The 20760-nt window shown below is 35.3% G+C and carries 18 protein-coding genes and 1 pseudogene; 10 read left to right on the forward strand and 9 right to left on the reverse strand.

Annotated elements, in window-relative coordinates:
- Window positions 1-214 precede the first annotated feature (214 nt).
- The 3 genes from JNUCC51_RS22070 to JNUCC51_RS22080 all read left to right on the forward strand — a co-directional run bounded on the left by JNUCC51_RS22070 (window position 215) and on the right by JNUCC51_RS22080 (window position 3972).
- Entirely contained in the window at window positions 215-1204 is a 990-nt protein-coding gene (locus JNUCC51_RS22070; protein WP_337989777.1) for a LacI family DNA-binding transcriptional regulator, read from the forward strand.
- A gap of 104 nt (window positions 1205-1308) precedes the next feature.
- Entirely contained in the window at window positions 1309-2730 is a 1422-nt protein-coding gene (locus JNUCC51_RS22075) for an aldehyde dehydrogenase family protein (protein WP_337989778.1), read from the forward strand.
- A gap of 60 nt (window positions 2731-2790) precedes the next feature.
- The gene (locus tag JNUCC51_RS22080; RefSeq protein WP_337989779.1) at window positions 2791-3972 is read left to right on the forward strand and encodes an iron-containing alcohol dehydrogenase; all 1182 of its coding nucleotides are present in this window, start codon (window positions 2791-2793) and stop codon (window positions 3970-3972) included.
- A 113-nt stretch (window positions 3973-4085) separates the two neighbouring features.
- Here JNUCC51_RS22080 and JNUCC51_RS22085 read toward each other — a convergent pair whose 3' ends face one another.
- The 7 genes from JNUCC51_RS22085 to sigV all read right to left on the reverse strand — a co-directional run bounded on the left by JNUCC51_RS22085 (window position 4086) and on the right by sigV (window position 11372).
- Window positions 4086-4595 (reverse strand): ferritin, encoded by a 510-nt coding sequence (locus tag JNUCC51_RS22085; protein ID WP_100543800.1) that lies wholly within the window; start codon window positions 4593-4595, stop codon window positions 4086-4088.
- A 106-nt stretch (window positions 4596-4701) separates the two neighbouring features.
- Window positions 4702-5334 (reverse strand): Bax inhibitor-1/YccA family protein, encoded by a 633-nt coding sequence (locus JNUCC51_RS22090; protein WP_157804255.1) that lies wholly within the window; start codon window positions 5332-5334, stop codon window positions 4702-4704.
- 174 nt (window positions 5335-5508) lie between these two features.
- Window positions 5509-6270 (reverse strand): TerC family protein, encoded by a 762-nt coding sequence (locus JNUCC51_RS22095; protein WP_337989780.1) that lies wholly within the window; start codon window positions 6268-6270, stop codon window positions 5509-5511.
- An 838-nt stretch (window positions 6271-7108) separates the two neighbouring features.
- Window positions 7109-8569 (reverse strand): spore germination protein, encoded by a 1461-nt coding sequence (locus JNUCC51_RS22100; protein ID WP_337989781.1) that lies wholly within the window; start codon window positions 8567-8569, stop codon window positions 7109-7111.
- Entirely contained in the window at window positions 8569-9693 is a 1125-nt protein-coding gene (locus tag JNUCC51_RS22105) for an endospore germination permease (protein ID WP_337989782.1), read from the reverse strand. Before JNUCC51_RS22105 ends, JNUCC51_RS22100 begins: the two co-directional genes overlap by 1 nt.
- A 280-nt stretch (window positions 9694-9973) precedes the next feature.
- Window positions 9974-10861, reverse strand: coding sequence for an anti-sigma-V factor RsiV (rsiV, locus tag JNUCC51_RS22110; protein ID WP_337989783.1), 888 nt, complete (start codon window positions 10859-10861; stop codon window positions 9974-9976).
- Window positions 10854-11372, reverse strand: a complete 519-nt coding sequence (gene sigV / locus JNUCC51_RS22115) for an RNA polymerase sigma factor SigV (RefSeq protein WP_337989784.1) — start codon at window positions 11370-11372, stop codon at window positions 10854-10856. Before sigV ends, rsiV begins: the two co-directional genes overlap by 8 nt.
- A gap of 498 nt (window positions 11373-11870) precedes the next feature.
- Between sigV and JNUCC51_RS22120 the strand changes: the two genes are divergently transcribed.
- A complete protein-coding gene (locus JNUCC51_RS22120; RefSeq protein ID WP_337989785.1) occupies window positions 11871-12551 on the forward strand; it encodes a YqeB family protein in 681 nt (226 codons plus the stop codon).
- A gap of 115 nt (window positions 12552-12666) precedes the next feature.
- Here JNUCC51_RS22120 and JNUCC51_RS22125 read toward each other — a convergent pair whose 3' ends face one another.
- Window positions 12667-13434, reverse strand: a complete 768-nt coding sequence (locus JNUCC51_RS22125) for a TSUP family transporter (protein WP_337989786.1) — start codon at window positions 13432-13434, stop codon at window positions 12667-12669.
- Between the two features lie 216 nt (window positions 13435-13650).
- Between JNUCC51_RS22125 and JNUCC51_RS22130 the strand changes: the two genes are divergently transcribed.
- The 3 genes and pseudogenes from JNUCC51_RS22130 (at window position 13651) to JNUCC51_RS22140 (ending at window position 15979) form a co-directional block, all read left to right on the forward strand.
- Window positions 13651-14076, forward strand: a complete 426-nt coding sequence (locus JNUCC51_RS22130) for a hypothetical protein (protein ID WP_100543792.1) — start codon at window positions 13651-13653, stop codon at window positions 14074-14076.
- Between the two features lie 73 nt (window positions 14077-14149).
- Window positions 14150-15142 carry an LLM class flavin-dependent oxidoreductase gene (locus JNUCC51_RS22135; RefSeq protein ID WP_337989787.1) on the forward strand — a complete coding sequence of 331 codons (993 nt, stop codon included), beginning with the start codon at window positions 14150-14152 and terminating at the stop codon, window positions 15140-15142.
- 148 nt (window positions 15143-15290) lie between these two features.
- A pseudogene (locus JNUCC51_RS22140) lies at window positions 15291-15979 on the forward strand (Rpn family recombination-promoting nuclease/putative transposase).
- 260 nt (window positions 15980-16239) lie between these two features.
- Here JNUCC51_RS22140 and yfkAB read toward each other — a convergent pair.
- Window positions 16240-17352 carry a radical SAM/CxCxxxxC motif protein YfkAB gene (gene yfkAB, locus JNUCC51_RS22145; protein WP_337989788.1) on the reverse strand — a complete coding sequence of 371 codons (1113 nt, stop codon included), beginning with the start codon at window positions 17350-17352 and terminating at the stop codon, window positions 16240-16242.
- 486 nt (window positions 17353-17838) lie between these two features.
- Here yfkAB and JNUCC51_RS22150 point away from each other — a divergent pair, with 486 nt between their 5' ends.
- The 3 genes from JNUCC51_RS22150 to JNUCC51_RS22160 all read left to right on the forward strand — a co-directional run bounded on the left by JNUCC51_RS22150 (window position 17839) and on the right by JNUCC51_RS22160 (window position 20691).
- The gene (locus tag JNUCC51_RS22150; RefSeq protein ID WP_337989789.1) at window positions 17839-18045 is read left to right on the forward strand and encodes a hypothetical protein; all 207 of its coding nucleotides are present in this window, start codon (window positions 17839-17841) and stop codon (window positions 18043-18045) included.
- A 1127-nt stretch (window positions 18046-19172) separates the two neighbouring features.
- Entirely contained in the window at window positions 19173-19877 is a 705-nt protein-coding gene (locus JNUCC51_RS22155; RefSeq protein ID WP_337989790.1) for a YjjG family noncanonical pyrimidine nucleotidase, read from the forward strand.
- A gap of 181 nt (window positions 19878-20058) precedes the next feature.
- Window positions 20059-20691: a 50S ribosomal protein L25/general stress protein Ctc gene (locus tag JNUCC51_RS22160; protein WP_337989791.1), complete on the forward strand. Its 633-nt coding sequence runs from the start codon at window positions 20059-20061 to the stop codon at window positions 20689-20691.
- The last annotated feature ends 69 nt before the right edge of the window (window positions 20692-20760 follow it).

Genomic DNA, 20760 nt, shown 5'->3' on the forward strand with positions numbered 1-20760 from the left:
ACCCCAGCGTTTCACGCGTAGAGCAAACCACCAGTTAGACTGGTGGTTCTGATTATGTAGTTTGAAGTTTTCCGTTATTCAGGATTAAATGACGCAATATAAAACTAAATAAGGCTTTTTTCTTATAGCTACTAAAGGAAGCACGGACCCTATCTATTAACATTATTTCTGTAATGATATAAAATAGGCATACAAAGATGAAGTGGGTGGTTTTTTGGTATCTTCAAAAGATGTGGCAAAATATGCGGGTGTCTCTCAAACAACTGTTTCAAGAGTGTTAAATACTCCTGAGCTCGTAAAGCCGAAAACAATTGAAAAAGTAATGAAGGCAATTGAAGAATTAAACTATATTCCAAATGATATTGCAAGATCGCTTGTTCAGAAAAAAACAGGCATTATTACATTGATTTCAGGGCCTTTACATAATCCTTTTTTTGTTGATACGACAACTGCAATTGTCAATTATGTTAACGCTCGCGGCTATAAAGTAAATGTCTATTTTGGGACGGAAGATAATATAGATTCCATTTATAATTCTGTTTTGGAAACGAAGGCTGATGCGATTATTTTATCGTCTATGTTATACAAAGATGACCTATTTTTCAAGCTTGAAAAACTAGGTATCCCATTTATTATGTATAATCGTAAGCATCAGGAAAATAGGCATTTTGTAGAGATTGATAATGTGGAAGCAGGCTATATAGCGACGAATCATATTTTATCTTTAGGTCATCGAGATATATGTTGGATAGGCGGTCCACATGAAATAAGTACTTTTTATGAAAGGTACAAGGGCTTTAATAATGCATTAAAGGATAACGGTATAGATGCGAAAACATTACCGATATTTTTTACAAATACTAACAAAGACGATATTAAACGAGCTTTTGAAGAAATGCTTGAGCTCCCTAAAAAACCTACAGCTATTTGTGCAGCAACAGATGCAATCGCCATTGAAATATTAAATCTTTGTTTAGAAAGGGGCTTTCATGTCCCTAAAGATTTTAATGTTATTGGCATTGATAATGTGGAGCTTAGTAAACACCATTCGATTGCCTTAACAACAGTAGGCTTAGAATCTGAAAAGAGCCTCGGATTTATTGCTATTGAAAAATTATTTGAGGTAATGGAGAATAAAAGTGCTTGCATCCAGCAAACAGAATCTGTTAAACTCTTCCCAAGAAATACGACGTGTAAAAAATGAACTGATAAACATCAGTTTGTTTTTTACACCAAAATGGTTACGTATTCATTTTCTTATTTTCAGAAATGAATACGTAACCATTTAGAGGGAGGAGTGAGTAAATCTTGAAAAAAGGTTTATTTATTAATGGACAATGGCAAATGACAAATGAATATGTGGAGGTTTATGCCCCCTACTCAAAAGAGGTAATAGCACAATTTGCTATGGCAACTGAAGATGATATACAGCATGCAATTGAAAGTGCTCATGCAGCAGAATCAGAAATGGCAGACTTAACAGCATTTCAAAGAGCAGAGATTTTAGAACAACTATCTGATCTATTTGCCGAAAATCGAGAAGAGGCAGCAAGAATTATTTCACTAGAATCAGCAAAGCCGTTAAAATATGCGTATTCTGAAATTGATCGAACGATTGAAACTTACAAATTTGCAGCAGAAGAAGCGAAGCGGCTATCTGGTGAAATGATTCCGATGGATGCATCTAAAAGTGGAGAGGGTCGATTTGGTTATACAATTCACGAACCATTGGGCGTTATTGCGGCCATTACACCGTTTAATTTTCCGCAAAATTTAGTAGCCCATAAAGTTGGACCAGCATTAGCAGCCGGAAATACGATCGTTTTGAAACCTGCAACACAAACAGCATTATCTGCTCATTTTTTAGCAAAACTATTGGCACAAACAAATTTACCAGCAGGTGCATTTAACATAGCAACCGGACAAGGAAAACTAGTAGGGGATGCATTTTTAGCACATCCAAAAGTAAAGATGGTTACATTTACAGGGAGTCCTGAAGTAGGTATTTCTCTTCGCAATCGAGCTGGCTTAAAGAAAGTTACATTAGAACTTGGTTCAAATGCTGGTGTTATTGTTGATGAAGGGGTTCAACTCGATAAAATCATGGATCGAATTGTTATGGGAGCTTTTTCAAATCAAGGTCAAGTTTGCATCTCCCTACAGCGTATATATGTAAATGAGAAAATAATTGATGAATTTTTAGAGCAACTAAAAGAGAAAGTAGAACGCTTAACAATAGGGGACCCACTTGATGCAACAACAGATTTATCCATGATGATTTCAGAAACTGAGCAGCAGCGAGCTGTCACATGGATAAACGAAGCGTTAGCAGAAGGTGCGGAAGTACTTACAGGTGGTCGTATTGAAAACAATATTTTACTTCCAACAGTGTTATTTAACGTATCTTCTACTAGCCGTGTATCTTGTGAGGAAATATTTGCACCTGTAGTTATTGTCAATACTGTTTCATCAGTAGAAGAAGCAATTGATGCTGTTAATGATTCAAATTATGGCTTACAAGCAGGGATTTTTACACCCTCAATTGAGACGGCCTTTAAAGCTTCGAAGAAATTACAAGTCGGAGGTGTCATAATAAATGACGTCCCGACATACCGTGTGGACCATATGCCATATGGTGGCGTTAAAGAAAGCGGAACCGGTCGAGAAGGAATCAAATATGCAGTAGAGGAAATGACTGAAATGAAGCTAGTGATTTGGAATAACAATTAATCATTAGTCATATAGAAAATAGGCAGAAGACTATTATGAATAGATAGGAGTAGAATAATTATGCATAAATTAACCTTTACCCCTATAAGCTATACAGGCTGGGGTTGTTTGAATCAGCTACTACTAGAAGTAGAAAAATTCAAAGCAAATAATATATTAATTATCACTGATCCATTTTTAAAAGAGTTAGGTTTAACAGATAGTATTGAGAAGCCTTTACTAGACAATGGGTACTCAACGACTATTTATACCGATATTGCCCCTGAGCCACCGCTCGCAATTGGTGAAAAACTAGTTGAATTTACAAGACAGAATCATTTTGATTTAGTAATTGGTTTAGGCGGTGGAAGTGCATTAGACTTAACGAAGCTTGCTGCGGTTTTAGCAACACATGATGGAAAAGTGGCAGATTACTTAAATTTAACAGGAACAAAATCTCTTGAAAATAAAGGGTTACCGAAGATTTTAATCCCAACTACATCTGGAACAGGATCAGAAGTGACAAATATTTCAGTACTGTCACTTGAAACAACTAAGGATGTTGTTACACATGATTACTTATTAGCAGATGTCGCCATTGTAGATCCTGAGTTAACGATTTCTCTACCACCAAAAGTGACCGCTGCTACAGGTGTAGATGCTTTAACACATGCAATAGAGGCCTATGTTTCTGTAAATGCCAATGAAGTAACTGATGGACTTGCACTACAAGCCATTAAATTAATTAGTGGCTCTATCCGGACTGCTGTGCATGACGGTCAAAATAAGCAGGCTCGTTCGGATATGAGTTATGGCAGTTATTTGGCTGGATTAGCGTTTTTCAATGCAGGTGTTGCAGGAGTACATGCTTTAGCTTATCCACTTGGTGGCCAGTTCCATATTGCTCATGGAGACTCCAATGCAGTTCTATTACCATATGTAATGGGTTATATTCGTCAAAGTTGCGAAAAACGTATGAAAGATATTTTAGATGCAATGGGTATTTCATCTGCATATTTATCGCAAGAAGAGGCTTCCTCTAAATGTGTAGATGCATTAAAGCAACTTGTTCAAGATGTTAATATTCCGTCAACATTAAAAGGATTTAATATACCAGAGTTAGCACTGGAACAACTAACTGATGATGCGACAAAGCAAACAAGAATCTTAGCACGTAGTCCGATGCCGCTTAAGCGAGAAGATATCTATACTATTTATCGTGCTGCATTCGATGGAGAAATTCGAGAACCTATATTACTATAAAGAAGAAAAGAGAAGGTTGAAGATAAGCTTGAATCTACAAAAAATAAGCTACTATGTTTCCGAGAAAAATCTTTAGGAAACGTAGTAGCTTCTTGTAATTCGGCTAATTAATTTTATGCTTCAGCATCTGGTGTAAATGAACGTGTCGCTAGCTCAGCGTCAAGCATAAAGATAGCGTTAGAATCATTTTCTATACGTTCAATTTTACGTATTAACGTGTCGAATGTTGATTCTTCTTCTACCTGCTCATCAATAAACCATTTTAAGAAAGCCATTGTCGCATGCTCGCGTTCATCTAAAGCGATATCCGATAAATGATAAATACGGCGAGTTACTTCTTTCTCGTGTGAAAGGCCAGTTTTGAAGGCATGTAAAATAGACTCGAAATGATTATCTGGGCTGTCGAAGCCATGGATTGTTGCACGGTAGCCCATATCACTTAGGAAATTATAAAATTTCATCGCATGGAAGCGTTCTTCTTCAGCCTGTACTAAAAAGAAGTTGGCAAAGCCATCGTAATCTTGATCTGTGCAGTATGCCGCCATTGCCATATAAGCATGCGCAGAGTAAAATTCAAAATTCATTTGTTCGTTTAGTGCTGTGTGTAGTTTTTCAGATAACATAAAAGTTTTCCTCCCTTTGCAGTAAATACCTACTGCATCTCTTATAGTATACAGCGAAGAAGGGTAGTGTTGCAATTCAATTGATTTTTATTCTCAATTAGGGAATTTAATCAAATTCATTTTTTAAACGCCAAATGACTTCTAAAAGATTGACAAATAAATTAATGAAATCTAAGTAAAGATTTAAAGCCATACCTACTACTTCAGCATCTGAAACGTGATTATGTCGGATTTGGTTAAAGTCATAAACAGTATAGAGACTAAAAAGTAGTACAGTTATTCCCGCAATAATTAATGCAACCATGTTGCTAACAGGGATAAACATAAAGACTAATGAAAATACAATTACGACGATTAGGACAGTGAATAAATAGCTTCCCCAATTTGAAATGTCTTTATTCATCATCATACCAATTAGTGCTAGCACAATGAAAATAGCTACGGTTGCTACGAAAACAAGTAAAACAAGCTGTTGTCCTAGCTCCGCAATGTAAAATTGTGTTGTCCAAAATAATAATATTCCCATTAAAAAGGGGATTGTATACATAATGGAATTAGCAAGCTTCAGACTTCGCACAAAGCAGGCAATGATAAGAAGTACAATTGTAATAATAGATAGCGGCATGACAATTGCTGGGGGTAATAATGTTGCTATGTACATTCCGACAACTGTCAATACCCACATAAAAGCAAAGTGTTTTAAAATTTTATTTAAGTTTTGGTTTTTAGCATACGCCATATGGAAGAATCCTTTCGTTTTGTAAAATAACTTCTATATAGTAACATACGAGTCAAATTAGAAAAAGATTCAACTTTTAAAAAAATTGTATTAATGTCTTATTGTAGTACAGTATCCTTGATATGGTGATACAAACATACCTGGTCTTCGTTAAGACCAGGTAATGTTTTTTGATTATTTTACATTTTTTCTTTGGTTTTTCACACCAACTAAGTATCCACCAAGAGCAATACCGATTAATACAGTCCAGAAAATAACCTTCCATACTGTTGAGTGTGGGAATTCATGTGGAATTATACCTAGTTTTTCGTGTGCTAATGTTAGAACAGCCAGCTTTACACCAACCCAACCAACGATTAAGAAGGCAGCTGTTTCAAGTGATGGGAATTGATCGAGAATTTTCACGAACCAACGAGCCGCGAAACGCATCATAATAACACCGATAATACCACCTAAAAACATCACTGCAAATTGCCCCGCATTAATGCCGCCAACATCAAAATTACCGATATGAGGTAATGTAACTGCAATGGCAACAGCAGCTAATATTGAATCTATGGCAAAGGCAATGTCAGCAAACTCAACCTTTAATACAGTCATCCAGAAACCAGATTGTTTTTTAGGCTCATGAACTTCCTCGGGATTTTGTGCGGCTTTTCGCGAATCATAAATATGCTTCGTTGACATAATTAATAAATAGGCAGCACCTAGAGCTTGAATTTGCCAGAAGTTAACGAGCGTTGTAATAAGAAATAGTGCAGCAAAGCGGAAAACGAATGCTCCCACTAAACCATATAGCAAAGCTTTTTGCTGTTGATGTTTTGGTAAATGTTTAACCATAACGGCCATAACAACAGCATTATCGGCAGCTAATAAACCTTCCAGTACAATTAATACGACGAGGACCCATGCGTATTCTAGTATAATTGCCTCCAAATGTATTTCCTCCTTTATACTTTGAACAGAAATGAATAAACTGCTTTTAACTTAGTCTTTGCTTTTTTAGGCAAAATAAAAAGACCCCTGCCTAAAAAATAGGCAAAGGTCTTGCTAAGCTAATTAATTGGTTATTGTACAGAATATCTGTACGCCAAGATATGCCTTCACACCCGATGGTAAATAACCATGTAATGACGAATGTGAAATCAGATGCTTTATTTACATCTGCTAGCTACTCCCCTTTGACAAAAATGTCAAAAGCTATTCAATTCTTTATATATGAATTATAGCATGCTGATTGTCAAATGCAAATCAAAATGTGAAGATATGTTAAAAGTTTTGAAGATTGTTGTCAGGAAAAGCTATCCTAAAGGGAACTATAGAGGAACTTAAAGCTAAAACCATCACGTACTGTGATAGTGCCTGCGTGGCCAACTTCCTGCCCGCTGTCGCTTCGCTTTCGCACAAAAAACATCTGTTGCTGCCGCTTCGCTTTCGCACAAAAAACATTTGTTGCTGCCGCTTCGCTTTCGCAAAAAAACATTTGCCGCTGTCGCGTAAAAAACAAGGAATGTGAATAAAATTAAAATATCCTCTCAAATAGTTATGTACATATGAGGGGATATTTTTAGATTATTCATTAATTGTTCCTGTAAATGTTTTACGGCCAGAATTTAATTTGTTAACGTCAATTTTTAATTTACTAATAGAATTAGGTGTTAATGAGATTTTCTCATCCTGCTCTAGTTTTTTCCACTTTGAGCTTCAGTAACATCCCAACATCCTGAAAGAAGTAGTGAAGTAGCTAAGCTTGAAAAAAAAATTATTTTTTTCTTTATTGCTTCTTCTTGCTTTTAGAAGAACGAGTGTTATCTTGGGGTGCAAGTGCTTTATTACGTTCATCGTAGCCTTTAGGTGATAAGCGGAAGATCGATTTTTTAATAGTTGTCCAATTTAAATCTGTTGCAAGATTCATGTAAGAGTACCCATAGATCCGGATATTACATAAGTAAAGAAGTGTAAAGTACAGTGAGACGAAAAATCCAAATAAACCAAAGAAAGCGCTGGCAAGAATGAACGCTACACGCAATATACTGATAGTTGTTACTAGAGATTGGTTCACAAGAGTAAATGATGCAATCGTAGAAATCGCAATAACCACAATCATTTCTGGACTTGTCACACCTGCACGAATGGCTGCATCACCAATGATTAAACCACCAACCACGCTTATCGTACCACCAATAACAGAAGGTAGACGTAAGCCCGCTTCTCGAAACAATTCAAACATTAGTAACATTATTAGCATTTCGAGAGAGGAGGGGAGAGGTAGGCCTGTTTTTGATTGGACCACTGTTGCTAAAAGCTGGAATGGTAGCTGATTTTGATGATATGTCGTTAGAGAGAGCCAAAATGCAGGCAATAACAATCCGATTAAAATGCCAAGGATCCTCAAAAGTCGTTCTATAGAACTGAAAACGATAGGAAATTCATTATCCTCAGCGGATTTTAATAATAAAAATAAATTTACAGGTGTGATGACGCCATATGCTACACCATCGACTAAAATTAGAAAGCGTCCTCTAACAAGAGCTTGAATAGCATAATCGGGTCGTCCCGTGTAATCAAATTTTGGGAAGAGCTTGGAGTTTTTATTAATTCGCTCCATTAAGATATCTCCACTAAAGATAATATCTGTGTCAACAGCCGCCAGTTGTTTTTTAATTCCATGTAAAATATCCATATCGACAATATCATCGAAATAAAGAATAGCCACGCTTGTTTTTGAACGTTTGCCTAACTCCATTTTTTCTACACAAAATGAATTTGTAGGTAAACGTTTTCGTATTAATGCAATGTTGACACGGATGTCTTCAATAAAGTTATCCCTTGGTCCCTTAACGAGAACCTCCATCCTCGTTTCTTCAGGATTTCGATTAGGTTTTTTAGCAATACAACTAGCATACAAAAGATCTTCCTCTTCAAAATAAAGCAGCAGGAAACCAGTATATACAAAGTTAATGGCTTCATCTATATCTTTGATTTTTTCAAGCGTCGGAATATGAAGTTGATTTGTAATATTTTCTTCTAAGGATGTATCAGCTAAATTGTCATAAAGATATTGAACACGCCGAATAATGACTTCATGGAGCATTTGCAGGTCTACCATCGCATCACAGGTAATGAATTGAACCTTTTTTTGATTAAAAGTAAATTCCTGAAATTGAATATCTCCTGATTTTTGAAATAGTTTTTTTAAGGTGTTTAGGTCTATAGCCTTCTCCTGCTGAGGCATTATGATTCACCACTTTCCATTTCTTGTTTTTCAGATTGTCCTTTCTTAGAAGACTTACCTGAAAAGAACGCTACTATGACGAAAAAAATTGACAGAAGAAAAAAGAAAATAAAAGTAATTGTTAATATATAGTTCCCTTTCACCCTCAAAAATATGTTTTCATTTAAAATAATTAGCGGTAGACAAAGAATAAAAAAGGGTGGAGCTAGCATTCTCCATATTTGCTTCGGGTCCCCGGTCATTTTCAATAAATCCGCTATTACATATAAGAGGAAGCTAACTCTTATAAATGTCCCAGTAAGCCATTGATAAATAGAGAAAAAGTCAAGATGCTCAATATAGCGACCAATCGATACTAAGCCCCATTCCTCGTATGCAGGATATCTTTGCTTGGAAGCTTCGGTTGGACCAAATTCTGCAATTGCTCCAAGGAGTGGACCTAAAGTAAGTCCCATTAAAATAATAAGTATGATGCCAAAATGATACCAACGAAGGCGCTCTTTAAATTGATGCTGTAAAAATAACAGTATTATTAATTCAATAAATCCTGATGCTGGGTAAATCATCCCTTTTATAACGGGTTGGAAACCATGCTCAAAAAATGGACGTAATAACTCGTATTCTTTTACCTGTAAATTTGTAAAAGCTACAAAAAAACCAAAGACTACTACACCGAATAATACAAAGACATTTAAGATAACCATGGTTTGTAAGCTAGTTGTAACGAGTAAAACACACAGAATCGTATAAATGAGTAATAAAAATATAGACGGTGTTTCAGGTAAAAACGTTGAGCTTATCCATTGTAATGTTTCAACCATTGTAAATGCAGCTAGAATAAGTAAATAAATAACTATAATATAGATGACAATTGTAGATCCTATTTTCCCGATTTTCGTTTCTAGCCAGTCTCTAATAGGTTCTTGATTCGTCTTTTTTTGTATATAAACTAAAAGAAATAACCAGAAGAATATAATAACTGTAGCCATTAATACAGATGCCCAACCATCTCTCCCTACAAAGTCGAGTAGTGGGGGAATAATTGTCACGTGATTTTTTAAGCCAATAACAGTCATAGATAAGAAGACAACATGTAAAATACTAATCGATCCTAGACCTTTCATATGAAAACCCTCTAACGTTAATTGATACATTTTAGCTTAGACAAAAAGTGAGAGGATTATAAGCGTAATAAACTACTCTGAAAAGGAGAATTTTAATAAACGTATTGCCCATTGTCCAAGTTTTTTTTAGAAAAAAGCGAGGTATCTGACGATTGAATTGTCAAATACCTCTTAGTGAGATGGGAGAAACCCTGCCCGTAAAAAGCCCGATTGATGAAAACTAAAAATCCGTGGGAGAAAACCCCCACGGATTAAAGTTTCACTACTTTATCGCTAATGATTAATGAATATACTTAGAGCTTACAAGATCATTTTTTAGGACATCGGTAGGGATTTCGAATTCCACTACACCCATATAGCCAGGTGCTACTTCGTATTTATCGAAGGAGATAACAAGCTTACCTTTATCAGAAATATAGAATTGTTGATCTGCTTTAATAACTTTAAATTCGTCAAAAAGCTCTTCGTCAGGAATGCCTCCTCCTTTTACCCAGTATGTTTTATCTGAGTCGGATGCAGCTTGCTCACGCATTTGTTCAATAATGTTTTGGCTGATAGTTTTAATATAACTTTTGTCTTTAAATAGCATTGGTAGTGTAATTAAAATCTCATTTTGTTTATCAATTGTATCGTAGTGCATCGTTGTAGAAGATGATCCAACTGTATTAACAGTGTAACGACCAATCGACAATATTTGGTCATTATCTGTTTTTACGTCGTAGCCACTATCTACACCTAAATGGCCCCCACCGTTAGCCTTTAAATCACCAACTTCGGCAACAAAGTCATTATAAAGAGCTTTACCTTCTGAACGGTATTTCTCATTTAATGCATTAGCAAGATCTTTATTTTCTAGGTTTTCGATAGAAGGTACTTTAATGTCTGCATCATATGTCTCTTCTTTTACTTCATATTGAGTCCATGTTAAGACTTTTACGACACTACCAACAACAGGAATATCTGAAAGTGTTCGTGCCATTGCAGGACTGACATTTAAACCAGCTGTAAAAAGCATTGCAGCCGCTGCAGATCCAAGTAACCATTGTGGTGCTCGTTTTTTTCTTTTCTTTTTACCTTGTTTTAAGGCATTTTCAACCACAAAATCAAGCTCCTTTGGAATAGATACCTCATTATATTGTTTTTTTAATTCTTTTAATTTTTCATCCATGTGCTGTTTCTCCCTTCACATCTTCCAACTGTATTTTCAATAGTTTTAATGCTTTATAAAGACGTGATTTAGCAGTACTCAGCTTAATGTTAAGTATATTTGCAACATCAGCGAGTTTTAAATCTTCAAAATAATGTAATATAACAACTTCACGATACATTACAGGTAAGTCATCTAACGCATGCTCTAAATCAACGTTTTCGTAGACATCCTCTTGTGCAGGTGTTAAAAATTGCAATGTATCATCGTCTGTCACTTGTAAGCGTTTATGCTTACGTAAAAAATCTATAGATGTACGTACGACTATTTTATAAAACCAGCTTTTCATATACTCGACATTTTCTAGTCGATCGAGAGAAAGCATTGCTTTTTGAATACTGTCTTGTACAACATCAAGTGCGTCCTGTTCATTTTTCGTATAGCTATACGCGAGCAAATAAAAACGCTCTTTCTGTTCGCGAATTAACTGGACAAATATCTCTTCATGTTGAAATGCATTTCTTGTTTTCATGTCCAAAGAAGCTCCTTTATTAACATTTTCAAATTGTATACAACTACTAGACGTGTGAAAGGTGGAAAAAAGTTGATAGGTAAAAAAACTTATTCTATTTTGTTAACATCAATGATAAGTAACTGGTTCATTATCCTATATTAATTGTCCGTAAAAACCCGATAGTGAAGACTAAAAATCAGTGGGGATAAGAAAACCTCCGCAGATTTAAGTTTCACTTTACCGTCCATTTTATTTTGGTGAAAAATCATAGCAAATTATAAACCTTTTGCTATTGCATAGAAAGGGGAAAGAGTAAGCTGGTTACAATTGGAAATGGTTTTACCCGGGTGTTATAAGGAGCATGATATTGAAATAACTATGGGGAACGATGGAATTTCCATGAGAATGCTCAATTTATGCAGGGAGGGAAAGCGATTAGAACACAACGAATCGTTTTGACAGTATATTAATTTGGTGTTATTATTTACCTATTATTAAATAGATAAAGGTGAAATGATGGCTAAAAGTTTGGATAATAATTATACATTGTTAAATTTTTCTAAAACTGATAAAGTGATTTTGTGGCTTGGTTTCCCACTTATCGGTTTAGTGCTTGGTTGGTTTCTTCCGAGTATTGCTAAATGGGCTAGTACTTTACCGTGGGTACCTTTCCAAGGGCCTTTAAATCTGATTGCATCTTATAATGGAGCATGGGTAAGTTTTATCACAATGGTTCTTGGATTGCTTGTGGGAATTGTGGTGACATTATTTTCTTTTCATGAAAGCTTAGAAATGACTATTTACGATGAGGAAGTTATGTTAAAACTTAGAGATGATGAAACTATCTTAAAAAAAGAAGATATTTCACTTGTATTTATAGATGGTAAGCAAATAGTATTATTAGGTAACGATGATAAAGAGCTTTTTCGATATAAACAAGAGCTTAATAGAAATACAGTGGGTACAGCATTTTTAAAACATAATTATCTTTGGAGCGAAACAGCCCCTTTTAAAGAAGATTATAAAAAATGGGTAGTGGATTGTCCTGATTTATCACCTGCTGCAAATGCTCTTTTTAAGGCAAGAAAAGTAGCGATTGAAGATGGGAATGATGAAGAAGTATTTCAGTTGGCTAAAGAGCTTTGGAAGCTAAGAGTATCAGTAAAAGAAAAAGGTAAAAGTCAATATTATCGATAAACTACCACTTGTGATTTTAAAGTAGTGTTACATAAAACAACATATATACGAAACCGATAAAGCGGTGCAATTATATTAATTGCACCGCTTTATTTCGTTTTTTAAATATAAAGAATCATGAAAAATAGTCATATGTATTTTTCAAAAGTAATAGAATTGTTACAACGATAAATAAATTACGTACATACCCGCTACCACGTTTAATGGCAAATTTAGAACCAACAATAGCTCCTGCAATTTGCGCAAGTCCCATTGGTAAACCATAGGCATAATTTATTTGCCCTAAGTACATAAACATAATAAGGGCAGCGATATTACTTCCGAAATTCAAAAACTTGGCATTTCCTGCTGATTTTAAAAAGTCAAAGCCAACCATTAAAAAGGCGAATAGTAGAAACGAGCCTGTCCCTGGTCCTAAAAAGCCATCATAGAAGCCGATTAAAGTTATAATCACTACGAAAAGTGCGTAACGCTTTGGTGTCAGTTTTTTATAGGTAGAAATGCTACCCCAGTCTTTTTTGAAAATAGTATAAATAGCCACAGCTGCTAGCATGACAAGCATAAGCGGCTTTAGAACGCTAGGGTTCATAAGATGGACAATCCATGCACCAATCATGGAGCCTATAAATACAAAAGGGAACAATTTATAGACCGCTTTAATATCCAACTTTCCAGAGCGATAAAATGTAATGGTGCTCGTTAATGACCCCATAGTGCCCGCTAACTTATTAGTTGCCACTGCTGCAGATGGTGGAAGACCCACAAACATAAGAGCAGGTAATGAAATAAGTCCGCCGCCTCCTACAACAGAATCAATAAATGCGGCTAGAAAGCCAAAAAAAATAAGAATGAGTAAAATATTTACATCTAAATCAAAGGGCACGGTAGGTCATCTCTTTTCTATAATAATATTCTGATAATAGCGAAATGAAAAGTGACTGTAAATAGCTTAAATAATATTCCGCTATTAATTTCGATAATCAACTCTTTTTGAATATTTTAAAATTCTATAAAAAGCGAAAATATTCTACTTTATGTGTATATTTTGATGTATTATGTAGGTGTTGATGTTTTTTGCGTAAAGGGGACGTGATGACATTTGAGTTTAGGAAATCATGTAAGAGTATTTATTTGTGTTGTGTTTATGGGGCTACTTGTCGGATTTGTATATAATGCTAAAAAAGATATAACTGATAATGAGTATATCGATACAGTAAAAGAAGGGTATTTAGGGAATTTTTCAGAAGTATCTGTTCGTAATGCATTTAATTACGCATTTTTTGAACCATATTGGCGATATTATCAGGCAAAAACAGGTGAGCATGTTGTCGAATTATCAGGTGATATTACATTTGAAGGTGAGAGAGGCCATGCCATTTTACAGTTTGTAGTGGATGAACAAACAAAAAAATTTACTGCATATGCAATGAAGTTTAATGATGTCGTATTGAGCCCCGTACAAAACCGGTTGCTAATTGGCATGGTTTATGAAACATGGCATTCAAAGCGGCTCGCCTATGAGTAAGGTCTTTTGCTTTGTAAAAAGATCTTCCTATAATACAGTAGAAGGGAGTGTTTAGACAGAGAGGGTGTTTTCAATGAGATTAAGTATTTTAGATCAAATGCCTATACCAAAAGGTCATACCGCTGAGGAAGCCTTTCAGCGTACAGAACAAATAGCGCTTTTAGGTGAAGAACTTGGCTATCATCGTATGTGGTTAGCGGAGCACCATAATAGTCATTCACTGGCAAGTTCAGCTCCCGAAGTTACAGCGGCTTACTTAGCGGCGAAAACAAAACGTCTTCGTATCGGTACTGGAGGCGTTATGATGATGCACTATTCTCCATATAAGCTGGCAGAGGTTTTTAAAACATTAAGTGGCTTGGCACCGAATCGTATAGATTTTGGCGTCGGCAGAGCCCCAGGTGGTGACCATGCCTCTATTTATGCATTAGCAGAGGGTCGAAGACAACATTTTACTGAGCAATACGATAAGCTCGAAATAACTTTAAAACTGATGAATAATCAAAAAACAGGCGAGCATGTCTATGATCAAGTGATAGCGGCACCAGTTAATATCCAATTACCTGAGGCTTGGTTACTTGGGTCTAGCGGTCAAAGCGCTATACAGGCAGGACGATTCGGTGTGGGTTATTCATATGCACAGTTTTTCACTGGCAATATGTCAAAGGATATATTTGATACGTATAGAGATTACTTTGTACCTTCCTATTACATGGAGAAGCCTCAAATTATCGTTACCTATGCGGCGACAGTTGCAGATACGCTAGAGGAAGCGGAATATTTGGCAAAGCCGATTGATATTACACGTCTGCATCTCATGAAGGGACAAATCATCCAAGCGATGTCACCTGAGGAAGCAAAGGATTTTCCACTTACGGAGTTGGATAGAATGACAATCGCCAATAATCGAAAAGCCAATCTTGTCGGAACTCCTAAGGAAATCGCTAAATTTTTAGTAGCAGAGCAAGAGCATTATGGATTTGACGAAGTGATGCTAAACTGCAATCAATACGCACTAGAAAGTCGCATGAATACTTATAAGCTAATTGCGAAGGAATTAATATGAACGACACAGCATTAGCGGCAAGAGTACTTACGTAAAACCTACAAAACAACAAGAGTGGCTTCGGATTTGCTAGCGAAGGAACTCTATGAATCTTATAATAGGAAGTACAGCAAATAATTAAGACAATATAATGCGATGGTAGAAGAAAATAACAAAAAAGAAGCTATGTTCCGCACGTGGACATAGCTTCTTTGTAAAGAGAACGCTCTATTATTGGGCAAAAAAGTATGATTCCCAATTAGTTAGAGGTATGGGCTACAGTGAATTACGATCAATATATGCAATTTTACAATGTTTAAAGATAACAAAGATTTTCATAGTACTTTTCATATGTATGAAGACAGTACATTATCAAGGCTAATGCAAGAAGAAGATGTTCTGGAAATCCACTTTATCGAGATGAACAAGTTTATTACTCTCTGGCATGAAGCAAAATTGGTTGCACTTGATGATATCTTAATTCGATGGTTGTTATTACTTGGTATGGTCGATGGTCGTAAAAAGAAAGTATATGCAGAGATATATCGTGAATTGGAGGAGTTAGCAATGAAAGATGAAAACTTACGTGCAGCGTTTGATACATGGGAAGAAATTAGTCAAACCCCTGAAACAATTCTTGCATACCAGTCCCGCTTAAAGTATATCCTAGATGAAGAAGCTCGCTATATTGATGGAATCAATAAAGGGAGAGAACAAGGATTAGAGCAAGGGCGTAAACAAGCACAAATAGAGTTAGTGAAAAAATTACTAAAACTGCATGAACCGATTGAAGATATAATGGATTTATTAGGTATATCGAGAGAGGAAATTGAAAGAATAAAAAGTTCAAACTCGTGAATAAGTACTAGAATCATTAAAAGAGAATTAGCAAGTTTAAATGACTCCTACTGATCAAATGGTGAAAGTATTAGCCGTAGAAAATGATCTCACATATTAAAGTAGTAAAGGTATAGATAATTTTTCTATCTATCACTTTTTAACCAAATTGAAGCTACCCGATATTCGGATATTTAGTAGTATTTATTGTTAAGGCGAAAATTTCATAAATCCTAGAAAAAAATGTCCAATGCATACATTTGCATTGGACATTTATTCTTTTACAATTTAGCAGAGCCACTAACAAACTGCGTATCTTTATAATACATATTTTGAACAAGAACGTTAGGACCTAAGCATTTTACTGCTGGACAGTGACAGTTTAGTGATTTCGCTAAATCTGTTGCCATCCATTTATCAAAAATTGCTGGTAACTCGTCGTTCACAATATTCCCAAGAGCAGGTGTATCGCCAAAGTCTGTCACAATGACATCTCCTGTAAAGATATTAACATTTAAGCGAGAGCGACCATCTGGATCATTACGCATCGTCACGTTTTTTTCTTCTCTTAGTCGTTTTAAGAGCTTTTGATCTTCTTCATTCGTGCTACATGGATAGAAAGGTAACGTACCAAATAGCATCCAAGTGTTTTTATCACGAACATCAAGTAGATGATGAATCGCCTTACGAGTTTCTTCAAGTGATAAAGACGTAAGAGCGCTTGCAAAATCTGAAGGGTACATCGGATGCACTTCATGGCGTGCACAGTTCATTTCGTTGATGATTTGATTATGGATATGCTCTAAATATGGTAGAGTTTTTTTGTTTAACATTGTTTCCGCTGATACCATTACACCGTGCTCTGCAAGCATTTTTGAGTTATCAATCATGCGTTGAAATAAAGCTGCACGTTGTTCATAAGTTGGTTTTCGCTCCATCATAGCAAAGCCTGTTTCAACGAATTCGTCGATAGTACCCCAGTTATGTGAAATATGTAGTACATCTAAATAGGGGGCAATCAGTAAATAACGCTCTGGCTCCAACGTTAAGTTTGAGTTGATTTGTGTGCGGACTCCTCGAGCATGCGCATACTTTAATAGTGGTAGTACGTAGTTTTGTACAGATTTTTTACTCATCATTGGCTCTCCGCCTGTAATGCTAAGCGTTTTTAAGTGTGGAATTTCATCGAGACGCTTTGTGATTAGTTCGATTGGTAAAGCATCTGGATCTTTAGTTTGTAATGTATAACCAACTGCGCAGTGTGCACAGCGCATATTACATAGAGTAGTTGTTGTAAATTCAATATTTGATAGAGTCATTTGTCCATGCTGTTCGACATCTAAATAAGCTTCCCATGGATCAAACAATGGTGTGATTTTAGGTAAAGTGGTCATTATTCGTACATCTTCCTTTCTAGCATTCTATTCTCTCATAAATCGATAACTTTGCAAATTATAATGACCTGGAATTAAGGGAATGCTTATATATTATTATTTTATATAGTAGTTCAATTCAAGTAGAGTATTATGTAATATGATGATATGGGTAAAAATGTAAAATCAGATGACCACTGTCTGAACACAATCCGATTTATGCAGAATTAATGTATTTGTTGAATAAGCGTAGCTGTTCTTCTTAAACTCCCATGAAAGAACTTAATCATCTTTCATTTTCTGTGATGGAGTGCTGGTTTTTGCGCTACATGGATGGCTAACGGGGTGCTTTGCTCGAAGAACATTAGGTTGCATGTGCAGCTCATTTTTATTGAACGAACGACGCAGGTTAGTTGAAGAACAAATGCTATAATTTCGATATCACCGAAAAGAAAAAGTATGTAGATAGTCGATTAGTTAAATAAAGGGGATAGAGGTGTGTATTAAGTGGAGGAATTTATAGATTTTGTTTTAGCACTTTCATTTTTACTTAATCCTGTTTTTGCAATTGTATTCTGCTTGAACTTAACAGGTTTTATCAAAAAGACTGTTAATAATAGTGAGGCATCTACAAGAAGCAATATATTTTGGATGTGTATAGCTGCTGCTTTTATTATTATGACATTAACTTGGATGTTTTCAATGGTAGGTTGAATTTAATAACAATTTAACTTTTGGATGAGATTATGAATTATTAATCTATCTAAATTAAACGATTTTATTATTTTTACTCAGATTATGCAATTTTATATGTTAGATATGTGAAGGAATGTAATTAAAATAACGGATGTTTAGTTAAAGATCATTGAGCTGTTTTAGACAGCTCTTTTTTCTTATTGTACTAACGGTGCAGTTTACTTGAATAATAAGGAGTAGAAGGTTATTTTTAATAGATATACAAAAGTGGGATTTTAAATTTCATCACTATATTGAATGAATATCTGAAAGATAATGTTCAGCTTTACGTATAGGAAGGAGGAGCATAGTTTTGAAATTGATAGGATTAATCATTCTAGGTGGCTTATTTCTTCTTTTATTAAGTTTCATCTACATAATTATTAATGTAGTGTTGCGAAATAAAAAAGAAAAGTAATTCTGGTTATTTTAATAGATTTGAATTATTTAATGGCTTCGCAAATATTGTGTTTTAGATGTTATGTTGGTTTATGTAATAAGAATTTTACTACACAATATGAGGAAATTAATAAGTAGGATTATCAACTACTTACTGCGAATACCAGAGAATTTGTGAAGAATCATATTTTACCTGGTGGGGGCTTTACTTTAATAAGAATAGGACTTGTGTTTATGATTGATTCTCATATATGCAAGTCCTTTTGTTATGTTTTCTCAACCACCCCCTGTATCCCCACACATGGCTTTAATAGCACCATTCGTACATCCTGTGTAAACAATTCCTCTGCTCCACTATCAACGCTCACAAGCTCGTTAAACGCTCCTAAGTGGTTGCTTCGGTTGTTGTTGTAAGCTAAACCAAAGTTGAATCTGTTTAGACCTTATAAAGTTCATCTAAATGTTCTAAATGCAGTAATCCCCATTAGTGTATTGATATCAATAGTGGGATTAGTCCCTATTTTTAGGCAAGTTGATCATTTTTATTACTCATTGAAGGAAATATTATTAGCAACTTTAGTGCGTAAGATATTTTCTAATATTCTGTAAAAAAAGAGTAGTAGGTAGATTTACTGTTTATTTTCACAGAAAACGTTATGATAGAAGGAGCAAATTGGTAATACAGCACCAAGAAAGTAGGAAAAGAAATGACAAAGTATGAAACATTATTGTTTGACGTTGATGACACATTATTAGATTTTGATTTAGCTGAAGATGCAGCACTTGACCGTTTATTTAAACAGGAAAATATTGCAGCAACTCCAACGATGATTGCACGTTATAAGGAGATTAATGAATCTATGTGGCGTGCTTTTGAACGTGGTGAGGTGTCTAAAGATGAATTACATAACACTAGATTTTCGATTGCTTTAAAGGAATTTGGTATAGATGTAGATGGGGAGTACTTTGAAGCGATCTTTCAAAAGTATTTGAAAGAGGCGCATCATTATGTTGACGGTGCTTATGAAGTAATCGAACAGCTTGCCGACAACTACGAGTTATATGTCGTTTCAAATGGTAAAACAATTACCCAAAATAAACGACTAGAGGATGCAAATTTAGCACATTTTTTCAATGGGATATTTATCTCGGAGCAAACAGGCTATCAAAAACCAATGCCAGCTTTTTTCGATTATGTTTTTGAACGTATCGATAATATCAATAAGGATAAAACCCTGATTATTGGTGATTCCTTAACATCTGATGTTAAAGGCGGACTGCAAGCTGGAATTGATACATGCTGGTTTAACATACGTAATATTGAAAATACAAGTGATATTCAACCACATTTTGAAATTAAAAAGCTTCATGATTTACACTTATTGTTAGATAACAAAGTAACAATTTTGTAAGTACATGTTTAACTACACTTCAACTGTTCATTAGCCCGAACAATTGAAGTGTAGTTTTTTGATAGAACTTCTGAAGCGGCGCGAACGTTAGAGAAAGCTACAACCTTGTGCTTATGTATAAAAATCTATAGAACGGGCAAAACCTTTTATGAGACTAGTTTCCATGGAAGGGGAAAATGTGATGAATACTGTTTTAACTGTTAAAAAACGTGATAAAGGGCGTCAATCATCATTAACTCATCTTAGACAGATCGGTGCAATTCCGGGCGTTGTATATGGCTATCAAATGGAATCAACAGCAGTATCACTGGATGCCAGACAATTTGCAAAAATGTTAGCTCAATTCGGCAATAAAAATGTCTTTCAATTAGATGTAGACGGTAAACAGATTAACGCAGTACTAACAGAAGTACAACGCTGTGCGTTAAAGGGCAATGTTAAGCATGTAGATTTCAAGTCCATTAATATGGCCGAGGAACTAGAGGTTGATATTCCAGTAAATGTTACCGGTAAAGCTATTGGAGTTGCAGATGGTGGATTCCTATTACAGCCTAATCGCGAAGTTCGAATAAAAGTAAATCCAGCAGAAATTCCAGAAACAATTGAGATTGATGTTACTGATGTAGCCATCGGAACATCGCTTTATGTAGGGGATATTCGTCAAAAGTATTCCTTTGAAATTTTACAGGAAGATGACTATACATTAGTGACGATCACACCACCTGCTGCAGAAAATGTGCAGGAGGACGACACAGTGGATGGGACCCCTGAAGTAATCGAGGCTACTGGGAAAAATCCATCTGATACAGAATAATAGAAAAAGGGAGCCATCTTACACTCTGTAAGTGGCTCCTTGCTGTTTATTCTATAAACTGCTGTAAAC

Origin of the sequence: Lysinibacillus sp. JNUCC 51 (assembly GCF_015999525.1) — a bacterium.
In the GTDB taxonomy this organism is placed as follows: Bacteria; Bacillota; Bacilli; order Bacillales_A; family Planococcaceae; genus Lysinibacillus; species Lysinibacillus xylanilyticus.

Excerpts from the sequence above, each read along its gene's own strand:
- yfkAB (WP_337989788.1), bottom strand. The coding sequence starts at position 17,352 with ATGACCACTTTACCTAAAATCACACCATTGTTTGATCCATGGGAAGCT.
- JNUCC51_RS22105 (WP_337989782.1), bottom strand. The coding sequence starts at position 9,693 with ATGAAAGGTCTAGGATCGATTAGTATTTTACATGTTGTCTTCTTATCT.
- rsiV (WP_337989783.1), bottom strand. The coding sequence starts at position 10,861 with ATGGATGAAAAATTAAAAGAATTAAAAAAACAATATAATGAGGTATCT.
- JNUCC51_RS22160 (WP_337989791.1), top strand. The coding sequence starts at position 20,059 with ATGAATACTGTTTTAACTGTTAAAAAACGTGATAAAGGGCGTCAATCA.
- JNUCC51_RS22085 (WP_100543800.1), bottom strand. The coding sequence starts at position 4,595 with ATGTTATCTGAAAAACTACACACAGCACTAAACGAACAAATGAATTTT.
- JNUCC51_RS22120 (WP_337989785.1), top strand. The coding sequence starts at position 11,871 with ATGGCTAAAAGTTTGGATAATAATTATACATTGTTAAATTTTTCTAAA.
- sigV (WP_337989784.1), bottom strand. The coding sequence starts at position 11,372 with ATGAAAACAAGAAATGCATTTCAACATGAAGAGATATTTGTCCAGTTA.
- JNUCC51_RS22135 (WP_337989787.1), top strand. The coding sequence starts at position 14,150 with ATGAGATTAAGTATTTTAGATCAAATGCCTATACCAAAAGGTCATACC.
- JNUCC51_RS22100 (WP_337989781.1), bottom strand. The coding sequence starts at position 8,569 with ATGCCTCAGCAGGAGAAGGCTATAGACCTAAACACCTTAAAAAAACTA.
- JNUCC51_RS22090 (WP_157804255.1), bottom strand. The coding sequence starts at position 5,334 with ATGGCGTATGCTAAAAACCAAAACTTAAATAAAATTTTAAAACACTTT.
- JNUCC51_RS22155 (WP_337989790.1), top strand. The coding sequence starts at position 19,173 with ATGACAAAGTATGAAACATTATTGTTTGACGTTGATGACACATTATTA.
- JNUCC51_RS22080 (WP_337989779.1), top strand. The coding sequence starts at position 2,791 with ATGCATAAATTAACCTTTACCCCTATAAGCTATACAGGCTGGGGTTGT.